This is a genomic window from Pseudomonas crudilactis (assembly GCF_013433315.1).
Lineage (GTDB): Bacteria > Pseudomonadota > Gammaproteobacteria > Pseudomonadales > Pseudomonadaceae > Aquipseudomonas > Aquipseudomonas crudilactis.
The window spans coordinates 25895-39783 of the sequence record NZ_WXVV01000015.1 but is presented as its reverse complement, the minus strand read 5'-3'; the positions used below and the strand labels follow the sequence as shown (position 1 = coordinate 39783).

At 51.2% G+C, this 13889-nt stretch carries 12 protein-coding genes; 8 read left to right on the top strand and 4 right to left on the bottom strand.

The genetic code is table 11. The features are described 5' to 3' along the window. Window positions 1-221: 221 nt before the first annotated feature. From GTU76_RS17395 to GTU76_RS17365, 7 genes are all read left to right on the top strand, one after another. Complete coding sequence (locus GTU76_RS17395) at window positions 222-443, top strand: hypothetical protein (protein ID WP_175555063.1); 222 nt, start codon at window positions 222-224, stop codon at window positions 441-443. Window positions 444-508: 65 nt separating this feature from the next. After that, window positions 509-1504 carry a radical SAM protein gene (locus GTU76_RS17390; protein ID WP_180699182.1) on the top strand — a complete coding sequence of 332 codons (996 nt, stop codon included), beginning with the start codon at window positions 509-511 and terminating at the stop codon, window positions 1502-1504. A gap of 37 nt (window positions 1505-1541) precedes the next feature. After that, a complete protein-coding gene (locus GTU76_RS17385) occupies window positions 1542-2690 on the top strand; it encodes a JmjC domain-containing protein (protein WP_175555062.1) in 1149 nt (382 codons plus the stop codon). Window positions 2691-2708: 18 nt separating this feature from the next. Further along, window positions 2709-3959, top strand: coding sequence for an HlyD family secretion protein (locus tag GTU76_RS17380; RefSeq protein WP_180699181.1), 1251 nt, complete (start codon window positions 2709-2711; stop codon window positions 3957-3959). A 12-nt stretch (window positions 3960-3971) separates the two neighbouring features. After that, window positions 3972-6062: a peptidase domain-containing ABC transporter gene (locus tag GTU76_RS17375; protein ID WP_180699180.1), complete on the top strand. Its 2091-nt coding sequence runs from the start codon at window positions 3972-3974 to the stop codon at window positions 6060-6062. 1 nt (window position 6063) lies between these two features. After that, window positions 6064-7464 (top strand): TolC family protein, encoded by a 1401-nt coding sequence (locus tag GTU76_RS17370; RefSeq protein WP_180699179.1) that lies wholly within the window; start codon window positions 6064-6066, stop codon window positions 7462-7464. 28 nt (window positions 7465-7492) lie between these two features. Further along, window positions 7493-8956 (top strand): S41 family peptidase, encoded by a 1464-nt coding sequence (locus GTU76_RS17365; RefSeq protein WP_180699178.1) that lies wholly within the window; start codon window positions 7493-7495, stop codon window positions 8954-8956. Window positions 8957-9023: 67 nt separating this feature from the next. On the opposite strand, the gene GTU76_RS17360 is transcribed toward GTU76_RS17365, so the two are convergent. Further along, window positions 9024-10322: a mechanosensitive ion channel family protein gene (locus GTU76_RS17360; protein WP_180699177.1), complete on the bottom strand. Its 1299-nt coding sequence runs from the start codon at window positions 10320-10322 to the stop codon at window positions 9024-9026. 191 nt (window positions 10323-10513) lie between these two features. Between GTU76_RS17360 and GTU76_RS17355 the strand changes: the two genes are divergently transcribed. Next, the gene (locus GTU76_RS17355) at window positions 10514-11854 is read left to right on the top strand and encodes a DEAD/DEAH box helicase (RefSeq protein WP_007914470.1); all 1341 of its coding nucleotides are present in this window, start codon (window positions 10514-10516) and stop codon (window positions 11852-11854) included. 51 nt (window positions 11855-11905) lie between these two features. Here the strand turns inward: GTU76_RS17355 and GTU76_RS17350 are convergent, their stop codons facing one another. The 3 genes from GTU76_RS17350 to GTU76_RS17340 all read right to left on the bottom strand — a co-directional run bounded on the left by GTU76_RS17350 (window position 11906) and on the right by GTU76_RS17340 (window position 13638). Continuing rightward, entirely contained in the window at window positions 11906-12505 is a 600-nt protein-coding gene (locus GTU76_RS17350; protein WP_180699176.1) for a hypothetical protein, read from the bottom strand. A gap of 12 nt (window positions 12506-12517) precedes the next feature. Continuing rightward, window positions 12518-13102, bottom strand: coding sequence for a papain-like cysteine protease family protein (locus GTU76_RS17345; RefSeq protein WP_180699175.1), 585 nt, complete (start codon window positions 13100-13102; stop codon window positions 12518-12520). 260 nt (window positions 13103-13362) lie between these two features. Beyond that, window positions 13363-13638 (bottom strand): hypothetical protein, encoded by a 276-nt coding sequence (locus tag GTU76_RS17340; protein ID WP_016985949.1) that lies wholly within the window; start codon window positions 13636-13638, stop codon window positions 13363-13365. Window positions 13639-13889: the final 251 nt, after the last annotated feature.

The window sequence follows — 13889 nt, the reverse complement described above, 5'->3', positions numbered from 1 at the left end:
AACGACACCTCTATTAGCTAAGGATTGGCTATGACTCCCTCTCAGTATATCTAACTACCACACATATTCCGACTCCAGGCACATGCTATGAGTCGGTTTGCCTGTGTTCAGAAATCAACCTCTATATAAAAGTTTTTCGTGGAACTGTTTTCACGAAATAAATGGGCGTGTTTTAGCCAAGCTTAAGCGTGCCCGCAACATTAAGACAGCAAGGAATAGCCGTGGAAAATAAAGCCAGTGGTACTGAGCTCGTTGAGTTTGACGAGTATGGATCGTATGAAATTAAAGACTTGGAAGTACTGGATGCTGTAGCCGGCGGATGGGAAGTCAACATTGGTTGTAACGGCGGCTCGGTCAATGCCAAGTGTGGCGACACTCCCGTGAACGGCGGTTGCGGTTCGCCGCCTGTCAACTCGAGTTGTGGTGATGACCAGGATGGTTGATTGATGTGATGAACGTGGAGTACCAGTCTGGTACTCCACTCACATAAATAGAATGAGTAAGTTAGATGGATCTAGATAAAAATATTCTGGCAACACTCAATCCGAAGAGTCTCGAGCTCATTCTTTATCCCACTGAGCAGTGCAACTTCAGGTGTACCTACTGTTATGAAGATTTTCTGATAGGGCGAATGGATGAAAAAACCCAGGAGGGCATAAGGAATCTCATCGCCAGGCGATTGCCGAAACTGGATAACCTTCACCTCCAGTGGTTTGGTGGCGAGCCACTTGCAGCGAAAGATCTAGTTCTTGAGTTGAGCGAGTTCGCAAAAAAAGCTTGCGATCAGGCCGGTGTTAACTTCAGTGGATCCCTGACTACCAATGGGTATCTCCTGACACTTGATCTGGCAGAAAAGCTTTGTGACCTGAATCAGCGAAACTATCAAATCTCGCTGGACGGGTTTGAGAGCGGTCATGACAAAACCAGAAAACTTGCTTCAGGTGCTGGCACGTTTAACAGAATATGGTCAAATCTCCTGGCTTTGAAGGGGTCAAACCTGGATTTCAACGTCACCCTGCGGCTTCATCTCACCAAGGAAAACGTCTCGTCCGTAAAGCGACTGGCTGAAGAAATAAAGAAAACGTTCTTGTCTGATCGAAGATTCAAGGTGTTCCTGAAGACAATTGAAAACCTGGGCGGGCCGAACGACACGTCAGGCGTTTTGCTTTCAAAAAACGAAAGACTCGCAACGCTTGCAGAGTTGAATGAGTTGTTGAACGAGAAAACGGTCAGCAAATCCGATAATGGCCTTTACGTTTGCTATGCATCGCGCCCTAACTCCCTTGCGATACGAGCGGATGGAACGATACAGAAGTGTACCGTGATGCTTTCAGATGACAGGAATTCCGTCGGCAAAATAAACGAGAACGGAACCGTCAAGCTTGATTCGGAGCGGATGAGCTTGTGGATGAGGGGGTACTCTGACGACAAGAAAACTCTAAGTTGTCCAGCTGTCGGTTTACCAAAAATACCGAACCTGATTCCAGTCGTAAATGCCAGCTAACCAATAATTGTCATCTTGTTGCAGTTGAGAGATTTGAATGCTTATTGATCTTGGAGTGTCGAATGAGTATTTCTTGAATACAATTCAGGAAAAAAACTTTTACCTTCGTCGCGGAGCGGTCAAAACCGATGCCTTCACGCTCGCCGATATAGATAATATTCTGGGTACGATCGAACCTGAAGCCCCCAGTGTCAATCTCCATAATGGAACATTCATCCCGGAAAGTGAGTATGTCTTTACCTATAACGAAGTAGGAAAGCCGCGAAAGACGATCATCAAGCCAAAGTTCTACAAACTAATGCAGGAAGGGGCAACGCTGATTCTAAACAGGGTGCAGAAAAGCTCTCTATATATTGACAGCCTCTGTAAGGAAATTGCCGGTGTGGTGAGTCAAGAGACACTGGGAAACGGCTATCTGGCATTCAATCCGCAGGCTGCCTTCGGAAACCACTGGGATTGTCATGATGTTTTTGCCATTCAGTTGGTGGGAAGGAAAAGGTGGAGGATATACCCGCCCACCTTCGAACTTCCAATGCCGGGGCAGACCAGTAAGGAATTCAAGAGTGAGTGTTCGGAAACTCCCGTCCTGGATACGGTGCTGGAGGCTGGTGATCTTTTATATGTGCCGCGCGGATGGTGGCACAGTGCGATAGCCGTGGGCGAGCCAACGTTCCATGTTGCGGTGGGGGTGCATACGACACATATAAGTACCTATGTTGAATGGGTGTGTAACAAGTTCCTTGAAAAACATCTTGAATGCCGTAAAAGAATTGGCTTTTCGGAAACTGATTTACATGATATCGAGTCGGCCTTTGAAAGGGTCAGGCAGGAAGTCATGAGCGAGGAAAATTTCAGTCTGTTCAAACAGACAATCGTTTCCTCAGGCCGGACCAGCACGAAGTTTGATGTAGCGGCGAATGTGTTCGGGCGTGGTGATGGTCTGTGCGGTAGTGAGAAGTTGAGTTTGAGTAGTCATTATGCAGCCGTTATTGATGAAACTTGTGTTGTCAACGGAATAAAAATACCGGCAGATAGCCTTGAGTGGAAAGTAGTAAAGCTGCTTTCGCAGCAGAGTGGTCTATCGATCGATGAACTGTCGGTAAAACTCCGAGTTCCGCCTGCGTCAATGAGAAAAATCGTAAGCTCATTGATGTTTCATGATGTTCTGTATCGCGCCAGTGCGTAAGTCGCCACGAGTAATATTATGTTCAGGAAAGAGGCTCTGATTGCCAAGGCGAGCAAAAATGAAGTTTACGGCGAAATTATCCTCGCCAGTCCGATCAATCATACGCTGATATCTGTTTTTGCCGTTGTGTGTACATTGGTAACAGCTGCGTTCCTGTTCGGTGGGTATTACACAAAACGAGTGACAGCGCATGGGGAGTTGATTCCGGAGAGCGGGGTTACCCAGGTCTATGCAATCCAAAGCGGATTGATCAAGAGCCGATCTGTCAGCGAAGGACAGAAAGTCAAAGCCGGTGACACATTATTTGTTTTGTCCAGTGATCGAAAAAGCCAAAAAAAGCAGGCCATACAAGAAACCATAAATGCGGCTCTTCAGGACAAGCGAAGTAGCTTGGCGTCTGCAATCAAGACAACAGAGCATATTCACGCACTTGAGATGGAGGCATTACGTAACAATGCCTCTACGTTGACGCGTGAAAGAGATAATCTTGATCAGCAGATATCGCTTGCTGTCAAGAAGATGGCGTTGTCGGAAGGCTCGGTAAAACGTTACAAAGGTTTGATGGAGCAAGGCTACATTGCTCCAGAGCAACTTGATCAGAAACAAGAAGAGTTGCTTGAACAAAAAATACGCCTGAAGGACCTGGAGCGCAGTCGTGCAGATGTTGATTACAAATATGCGACAGTCGTTCAAAACATCTCAAGCACACCGCTTACGCAATCGAATATCAGGGAAGAACTTACCCGAAGCTTACAGGTTGTCGATCAGGAAATGGTCGAAAATGAAGCTAAATATGAAACGGTCATATCTGCCCCAGGCGACGGTATCGTTACAGCGATAAGAGGAAACGTTGGCCAGACGGCAAAGGTTGATGAGGCATTGGCTGCCATTGTTCCCGGTGATTCAAGGTTTCAGGCTCATTTATATGTTTCTAGTCGTGCAGTAGGCTTTATCCGTAAAGGTGCAGTAGTAGGCGTTAGATACCAGTCCTTTCCTTATCAGAAGTTTGGTCAGGCCAAAGGAACAGTTCTGGAAATATCCGAGGCTCCACTTCTTCCTGTAGAAATACCGCCAATAGCGAATCCTGAGTCCAGTAAAGAACCAATGTATAGAGTGACGGTTGAGCTTGAACGTCAATATGTAAGAGCATACGGCGATGTCATTCCTTTGCGAGCAGGAATGCTGCTGGACGCAGATGTGATGCTCGAGAAGCGAAAGTTATATGAGTGGATTGTAGAACCAATCTATTCGATAACAGGCAAGATATAACTGGAAGTGACAATGAAAGAGTTGCTTGGAAAAATAAATTTTCATTCCGGAAACAGTACGCCTGTCATTCATCAGTCCGAGCGTTCAGAGTGCGGGTTGGTGTGCGTCGCGATGATAGCGAGCCATTTTGGATGTCACACCGATCTAAGAGAAATCCGTCAGCGGTTTTCGGTTTCCCAGCAAGGGTTGACTTTGCGTGGGCTCGTAAAGATTTCAAATGCGATGAATTTGAATAGCCGGCCTGTAAAGCTGGAAATGGCCGGTTTGAATAGTCTCAAATTGCCGTGTGTTCTTCATTGGAATTTTGACCATTTCGTGGTTTTGGTTGAAATAAAAAAAACGGGTTTTGTCATACATGATCCTGCGCTCGGAAAGCGTACAGTTACCTACGAAGAAGTCTCAAAGTTCTTCACTGGCATAGCCCTTGAACTGTGGCCAAATCCAGGCTTTGAACTAAAGGAAAAGCCGCCGCGTGTCGGCATAAGCTCGGTCATCGGCAATGTTCGTGGCGCCTATCGATCGGCGGCAAAAGTGCTGGCGGTCGCGTCAGCCTTAGAGCTTATGTCACTCATGTCGCCGTTGTTTTTACAGCTCACTCTGGACAATGTCCTGCCGGCGTTTGATGTCGATCTACTCGTCATGCTGGCGCTTGGTTTTGGGGGGCTGATGTTGGCCCAGGAGTTTATGAAACTTATAAGAGCTCGAATGCTTTTATATTTTGGTACACACCTGAATATACAGCTTAAGGCCAATATATTTAAGCATCTTATAAGTTTGCCAATCGAATATTTTGAGAAGCGAAGTCTGGGTGATATAACGTCGAGGTTCTCTTCCATCGACCAAGTTCAGAGGACGCTGACTACCTCGCTGTTGGAGGCTCTGCTTGATGGTGTAATGTCGGTAGCCATTGTCTGTATGATGTTCTACTACAGTGTCTTCCTCGCATCGATCTCCGTTGCTGCGCTTGCACTATACCTGGCCATACGCTTTTTATGGTTTGTGCCTTTGAAGAAGGCGACAGAAGAGCAGATAATACATTCTGCCCGGCAAGAAACTCACTTTCTGGAAACGGCTAGGGGTATACGTGCGATAAAGTTATTTCAACGTCAGGAAGACAGAAGGGCGTCTTGGCTATCTATGCTTGTCAGTCAGGTGAATCTGGACTTGAAGACCCAGCAGATTCACATTTTATATCATGGTGCGATAGGCGTAATTACCGGTATAGAAAACATATTGATCATTTACTACGGTGTCAGCATGGTAATAGATGGAAAGTTTTCTATCGGCTTCCTGATGGCGTTCATTGCCTATAAGTCAGTTTTCAACTTGCGGCTCACTGCGTTGATCAATAAAGGCTTCGAAGTGAAGATGCTACAGGTTCAAGGGGAGCGTCTTGCTGATATAGTGCTGACGAAACCCGAGCACATGATGGAAGAAGCCGGGGGCTATAGTGAAACTATTGAACCCAGTATTGAGGTGTCCGGACTGAGTTACAAGTATGGAGACCATGAAAGGGAAGTACTGTCCGATATCAGTTTCAAGGTCAGCCCGCGCGAATTTGTAGCCATCACCGGGCCATCTGGATGTGGTAAAACAACATTGCTGCATCTGTTGCTTGGTATTTTCAAGGCGACTTCTGGAGAAGTTCTGGTTGGCGGTGTAGATATTAACAAAGTTGGAGTCGAGAATTTACGGGGATTGATCGGTACTGTACTTCAGGATGATGATCTATTCTCTGGCTCCATTGCCGATAATATTTGTTTTTTCGACCATCAACCTGATCAGGAATGGATTGAGACGTGCGCGAGGATGGCGGCAATCGATGATGACATCAAATCTATGTCGATGGGATACAACACGTCTATTGGTGATATGGGAAGTGTTCTGTCCGGTGGTCAGAAGCAAAGGATCCTTTTGGCCCGTGCCTTGTACAAGCGTCCGAAGATTCTTTTGCTCGATGAAGCGACGAGCCATCTCGATCTGGAGAAGGAAAAAGAAGTAAACAATGCTGTGGCTAATTTGAAAATGACGCGAATTATCGTTGCTCATCGGCCTGATACCATTGCAGCGGCTGATCGTGTGATTCAGATGAGGCGGTCTTGATATGTACAAGTATTTGTCGCCATTATTGGCAGTACTTGTTCTGCTGCCTTTGTTTTGTCGTGCGGAACAGGTTTCCGATTTCTCAAGATCTGGAGAGGTGGGCTATCTGGATGGTTCAACAAAGCGAAGCGGTATCCCTGAAAAGAAAAAAGAAAACTTTTCTTTTGGATGTAAGTGGGATGAATCCTTAAGTATTGACGAAGCACTGGAGCTCGCGCTTTGTGCGAATCCAAAGTTGTCAGAGGCGAGGGCAAACGTACAAATCCAGAAGCATAAGCTGGCTGCGGCCAAGTCTGCTTATTTGCCGACACTGTATTTGAACAGTGAAGGACTCAAGGATGTGGTTGCTTCAAATGAAAAATCCTCATGGGACTCTTCGTTGAATATTTCATGGCTTCTTCTGGATTTTGGTGGAAGGCACGGTAGTGTTGAGGAGAATAGAAGTTTATTACTGTCGGCAGTTTTGGCTCAGGATGCAGATTCGTTGTCTCTGGTGTCAGATGTTTCCAGAGACTATTTTTCCGTTGCGGCGGCCAAAGGTGTAATCGACTCGAGCCTGAACAACGAATCAGCGGCAAAAGAAAGTTTTCTGGCTGCTCAGGCTAAATATGTTGCGGGTGTAGGCGCGCGTGCAGATTTGCTGCAGGCTCAAACAGCTCATTCTGAAGCCATCCTGGATCGCGTGAGAGCACAAGGGAACTACCAAAAGGCCGTGGCGCAATTAGCTTATACACTAGGGGTGGATCCGGGGGCTGAGATAACAATTGACACCCTCGATGAGTCTGTTTTTTCTGATGACTTGAATAAGTCACTGGAGTTGCTGATTCGCGAGGCGACTGCTCTGCACCCATCCGTTCGCTCTGCCAGAGCTCAATTGGAGGCAAGCAAGTTTCACCTGCAAACCGTCATCTCCGAGGGGAAACCCAGTCTGTCTTTTGTAAGTTCCTATTCCGAGAAGCGCTATATCCAGGAGAACGCCAAGGACTTTAACTCAATGGAAGTCGGACTGAAATTGTCATTTCCTTTGTTTGAAGGCTTCCGTAATAACTCCAGAATCTCCGAGGCGTATGAAAACATACAGCTTCAGGAGGCACTGTTGAGACAGGCTGAGCTGAATGTTACCAATTCTATATGGGTCAACTATTCGGAACTCAAGACAGAAAACGAGAGCATCAACATCGCGAAAAGTCTGGTGCGTTCGGCCGAGGAATCTTCTGGAGTAGCCAAAGGGCGGTACAGAGCGGGAGTAGGCTCAATTATCGAGTTGTTGAACGCTCAAACAGCGCTCGCCAACGCAAACCAACAGTATGTACAGTCGCTGGCTCGATGGAGAGCTGCCAGGATTCGATTGGCTGCGAGTGTTGGTGTCCTTGTTCGCAATGACCAGAGGATTTCCATGTGATCATATTGCTTCGGTTAGGTGCATTTGCATGATTGATGTATGGAATAGAGTTCTGGCGGTTGTCCTGATGGGGGGCGGTGTTATGGGTTCTGTAGTTGCTGATGAGGCGAGCACGAATAGATTTGCAGAGTCGGCAATCAGAGACCTTTCTGCCGTTCACCAACTTATAGTCACCTCTCATCCGGGTGCCATAGATAAAGAAAATACAAATTTTGCTGGCTGGGTTGAATACGGGTATTTGCAAGCAAAGAAACTCAGCCTGCTTGTCAGCTCAAGAAGGGATGCTCAAGCTGTTCTGGGTTTTTATATTTCAGGCTTCAAGGATGGCCATGTAGGTATTTATCATTCTGAAAAAGGCAGATCTTCGTGGGCCGGTTTTATCCTGGACAAGAGAGGGGAGGACTTCGTTGTCAGTCATGTTGCAAAGGGCTGGCCAGCCTCCTTGCCTCCAATCGGTTCCAGCGTCCTCTCATGTGACGGGAAAGAGCTCCATGAAATATTGGCCGATGAGATATCACCCTATGTCGATCGCAGACTGGATCTGAAATCTACCTGGAATCACTTGGCCAAGCATTTGACTGTAGATGATGCGGACTATCCTGTGCTGGCCAGAAAACCGGCGAGCAACTGCCAAGTTGTTCTGCCGAGCGGACTAAAGCAAAACTTTGATCTGCTGTGGCGGGAGGATAGCGGGCAATTGGCGGATTTTCTGCTTCAGCCTCAACCGCCTCAGACTGTCCAGAACCTCGGGGGGGGACGGTATTGGGTGCATGCGTCGAATTTCGCACCTTCGGCGGTCGAGAATGCGTCCCTCGAAAAAATGCTTGAGGCTCTCGAAAGAATCGATGATGCCGAGTTGGTTGTACTTGATACGCGCGGTAATCGTGGTGGCAACAGCCTGGTCGGGATCAGGATTCTCTCGGCTTTGTTGGGTGACCAATATGTCAAAAGTCTGGATCGATCCTCCCGTTCGTATGCAATGTGGCGAGTTTCGCCTCTTGCACTTTCAACGCTCAATAATGCCTTGGCCAGTACGGAACGCGATTACGGAAAGAGCAGCGATGCATACACGTTTGTTGCAGGCTTGCGTGAATCGATGAACGTTGCGCTGGTTGAGAAGAGAGAGTGGTTGCAACAGCCCGATACGTCTTCGCTCGAGCATGACCGTTCGAAAGATTCAAACCACAAGAATTTCAGGGGACGACTTGTGCTGGTGACGGATTCGTTCTGTGCGAGTGCTTGTCTGGATTTTGCAGATACCGTTCTAGCTGTTCCTGGAGCGATCCACTTTGGGTTACCGACGAGTGCTGACACGGTGTACATCGATATCGGTGCTGAGGTTCTACCGAGCGGGGCCCAGTTCTGGTTGCCGTTGAAAGTCTGGAGAGGTCGAGTGCGGGGAAATAATCAAAGCTATGAGCCGCGATATGTTTTCGATGGCGACATAAATGACACGGCGGCTGTTCAAAAATGGGTTCTTGGTCATTTTTGAACAGACGGTTCCTTGCCTCCGGTAACTCGCAACAGTTCGGCAGACGTTACCGGAGGAGATTGTGGCATTACATGATGTGCTTCTCGGTCTCGGGAATATGGCTTGCACCAAGGACTGCCGGTAGCAACCCGGAACGCAAATCCCCGCCACTCGGCTGCTGATAAAGGCTCAACCCGAACTCCGGCAGCACCGCCAGCAGATAATCGAAAATATCCCCCTGAATCCGCTCGTAATCGGCCCACACCGTGGTGCGGGTGAAGCAGTAGATCTCCAGTGGAATGCCCTGCGCCGTGGTCTGCATCTGCCGGACCATGCAGGTCATGTTCGGCTGAATCTCCGGATGGCTCTTCAGATACGCCAGCGCATAGGCGCGAAAGGTGCCGATGTTGGTCATACGCCGGCGGTTGGCCGACATCGCCGCGACATTGCCCTGTGCCTCGTTCCACGCCTTGAGTTCGGCTTTCTTGCGGCTCATGTAGTCGGTGAGCAGGTGCACCTGGGTGAGCTTTTCTTCCTCGTCATCACGGATGAAACGCACACCGCTGGCATCGATGAACAGGCTGCGCTTGATCCGCCGTCCGCCGGATTGCTGCATGCCGCGCCAGTTCTTGAACGACTCGGACATCAGGCGCCAGGTCGGGATCGAGACGATGGTTTTATCAAAATTCTGCACCTTGACCGTGTGCAGGGTGATGTCGACCACGTCGCCATCGGCGCCTACCTGCGGCATTTCGATCCAGTCGCCGACGCGCAGCATGTCGTTGCTGGTCAGTTGCACGCTGGCGACGAACGACAGCAGCGTGTCCTTGTAGACCAACAGAATCACTGCCGACATCGCACCCAGACCGGACAGCAGTAACAGCGGTGAGCGGTCGATCAGTGTGGCAACGATGATGATCGCGCCGAACACGTACAAGACCATTTTCGCCAGTTGCACGTAGCCTTTGATCGAGCGCGTGCGGGCGTGCTCGGTGCGTGCATAGATGTCGAGCAGGGCATTGAGCAGGGCGCTGACCGACAGCAGCAGGAACAGAATGGTGAACGACAACGCCACATTGCCGAGGAAGGTCATCGCGGTTTTACTCAGTTCCGGCACCAGATGCAGGCCGAACTGGATCACCAGCGATGGCGTCATCTGCGCCAGGCGCTGAAACACCTTGTTGTGTCGAAAGTCATTGATCCAGTGCAGCGCCGGCTGGCGGCCGAGCATGCGGCTGGCGTGCAGGATCAGGTATCGCGCCACTCGTCCGAGCACCAGCGCGATCACCAGCAGCAGCGTCAGGGCGAGGCCGGCCTGCAAAAGCGGATGTTGTTCGAGGGTGCCCCAGAGGTCCTGGGCGTTGAGCCAGAGCTGTTTGAAATCCATGTGAGCAACGATTCTTCTGTAAGACGCGATGGGTGATTAGAGCATTTAAGCCGCTGTGTATTACCGTTGGAGACAAATCGAGCAACAAAAAAGCCACTGATTGCATCCGTTTGTATAAAGAAACTCGGCCTGAGCGCTCGAAACCGGTAACCTATGCAGCTGTTTTTTTGCATATCTTCGAGGTAGCACCCGTGTTTTCCCAATTCGCCCTGCACGAACGCCTGCTTAAAGCTGTGGCCGAGCTGAAATTTGTCGAGCCAACGCCTGTGCAAGCCGCGGCCATTCCGCTGGCGCTCCAAGGGCGTGATCTGCGGGTGACGGCGCAAACCGGTAGCGGCAAAACCGCCGCTTTCGTTCTGCCAATCCTCAATCGCCTGATCGGCCCGGCCAAGGTCCGCGTCAGCATCAAGACGCTGATCCTGCTGCCGACCCGCGAGCTGGCCCAGCAGACGTTGAAGGAAGTTGAACGCTTTTCGCAGTTCACTTTCATCAAGTCCGGCCTGATCACCGGTGGTGAAGACTTCAAGGTCCAGGCGGCGATGCTGCGCAAAGTGCCGGACATCCTCATCGGCACCCCGGGCCGGATGATCGAGCAACTCAACGCCGGCAACCTCGACTTGAAGGAAGTTGAAGTACTGGTACTCGACGAAGCCGACCGCATGCTCGACATGGGTTTCGCCGAAGACGTGCAGCGTCTGGTCGACGAATGCCCGAACCGTCAGCAGACCATGCTGTTCTCGGCCACCACCGGTGGTTCCGGCCTGCGCGACATGATCGGCAAGGTGCTGAACAACCCTGAGCACTTGCAGCTCAACGCGGTCAGCCAACTGAACTCGACCACCCGTCAGCAAATCATCACCGCCGACCACAATCAGCACAAAGAGCAGATTGTGAACTGGCTGCTGGCCAACGAGACCTATCAGAAGGCTATCGTCTTCACCAACACCCGCGCCATGGCCGACCGCATCTACGGTCGCCTCGTGGCTCAGGAATACAAAGCGTTCGTGCTGCACGGCGAGAAAGACCAGAAGGATCGCAAACTGGCGATCGACCGTCTGAAGCAGGGCGGCGTGAAGATTCTCGTGGCCACCGACGTCGCGGCCCGTGGTCTGGACGTTGATGGTCTGGATCTGGTGATCAACTTCGACATGCCACGCAGCGGCGACGAATATGTGCACCGCATCGGCCGTACTGGCCGCGCCGGTAACGACGGTCTGGCGATCTCGCTGATCTGCCACGGCGACTGGAACCTGATGTCGAGCATTGAGCGCTACCTGAAGCAAAGCTTCGAGCGCCGCACCATCAAGGAAGTCAAAGGCACCTACGGCGGGCCGAAAAAGGTCAAGGCCTCGGGCAAAGCCGTTGGCGTGAAGAAGAAAAAGACTGACGCCAAGGGCGACAAGAAGAAAACCGCTGCCAAGACGCCGACCAAGCGCAAGAGCGCCAACCGTCCGAAGCCGGACTCGTTGGTAAGCAGCGACGGCATGGCCCCGTTGAAGCGCCGCAAGCCAGCAGAACCTGCGGCTGAGTAAGCTTCAGACGCGCATAAAAAAACCGGACAATGTCCGGTTTTTTTTTAGCCATCAGTTGCCGAGTTGGCCACTGGTGTCGGCGTCAAAGCGCCGCTTGGCTTGATCCGCCGCCGGTTTCAATGCGGCGAGCAAGGCCGATTCGCTGTACAGCCGCGTGACCGCCAGATCCTTCGGCGTTGGCTCAATCGGGATCAAGACGTCCTCACCGTCGGCATGCAGCCAGATCGCCACGACGTGCAGCGCCGAGACAAACAGCACGCGCAACTCAACGGTCTTGCCTCGAAGTTGCGGCGCTTGTTCCGCCAGTTTCAGCGCGCCCACCGTAGCGGCGGCGTGATCGCCGTGGTTCAACGAGGCGAACTCGACATGCCCGCGTACCTCGGCCAATTGCGCATCGGCAATCGTCACGCCGTCGGCAAACACCAGGTAATGCCAGTCGCCAATCCGTGCGTCTTGCAGACCTTTGCCTTGGCTCAGGTCATCCAGACTCAGCGAATAGCCACGATAAGCCTCGCTGAGGCTGATCTTCGCAGGTGCTGCGCTGGCGAACTGGCGATTGGCGCCGAAGCCCTGGGTTTGCAGCGCAGCTTGTAGCGCTGGGCGTAAGGTCTGTACGCCGTTGGAAGGCGCCTTTGGATAAGTCAGTTGCATGATGTCGCCCTCCTAGTTTTTGACTGTGAAGTAAGTGTGGGTCCAGTTGCCGCCGCCGTTGTAGGCGCGGGGGAACGCGTTCAGTGCACGGGTCGAATAGCCGTAGATCGAATCCGCCACCAACAGGTAATCGCCGTTGGTGCCGTAAATCGTCAGGAAATGCGCACCGCCGCCGTACCAGGCGCAGCGCAAACCGACCGGGCGGCCCATGCTGATCTGGTTCCGAATGGCCGACATCTGCAGCGAACCCTGATTCATGCCGTTATAGCTGCGGGTGGTTTGCAGGGCGGAATCCAGATAGCCGTAGACGTTGCACGGCCCCGGCTGATTGCAGCAATTGCGGTCGAGTTGCGTGCTGGCCACGCCGCACTGCGTCCAGTTGCCGGTGCCGTAATAGTTGCCGACCGAGGCGGAAACGGCGGCCCAGCACCAGTTGGTCTGGGTCTGTTTCTGCATATTGAAGTTGAGGCTGCCGGCGGCGCGGGCGCTGATTTGTTCAGCGGCTTCGACTTCGGTGAGTTGCGGGTCGAGCAGGTGACTGGCCAGGCACCTTGGCAGTGATTCGCCGGTGAGTTGTGTTGCTGCTGTGGTTAACATTTTTCAATCCTCCATGAGTGAAAACAAGCGTCCAGCTTGTGTGGGTGTTGCGGTGTTGCTGAGCGATCGGTGCTTAACGGTTGCCATCTTCTGTGGCCGGTTCCGATCTCCTTGCTCGATGTAACCCTAGTCAGTGATATGCGTTAATGCAAATAAATAAATGCACTAATGCATTTTCGGTGACAAAAGATCGCAGCCTGCGGCAGCTCTAGGGTTTTGTGCAGGAGCTGCCGCAGGCTGCGATCTTTTGATCTTGCTGGTTAGCCCTCGGTCTTCTTCTCGGCAGAATTCAGTTCTTTCAAGCGCTGATCAATCAACTGGCACTTGTCCGGCAGATCCTTGCTGGCCGTGCCCAGATCCATCTTCTGCAATTCGGCATTGATCTCCTTGGCCTTGGCCGGATTCTGCTCGGTCAGCTTCGAGACTTCCTTGGCCAATTGTTCGCGTTTGGCGGTGGCTTCTTCCGGCGTGCAGGCCCAGACGGGCAGGGCACAGGCGAGCGTGGCGGCGAGGGTGAGCTTTATCAGGGTTTTCATCGGGGCAGGCCTCAGTTCCGGTTAAGGCGGGTTAACCGGTTGAGGGTTTGAAGCAGCCAAAAGTTCAGTATCGAGTGCCCGAAGTGGCATCACTTTATGCGATCAGCAGGTAGCGTTTTTCGGCGAAACGTCAGCATTGAGATGCAAAAGTCCACTTTAGAGCGGTTGTGGAAAAAGCTGCGGTATGACTTATTGACGCTAGAATAATGGCAATCTACCATCGCGCATTCACATCGATATAGAGGGATCGA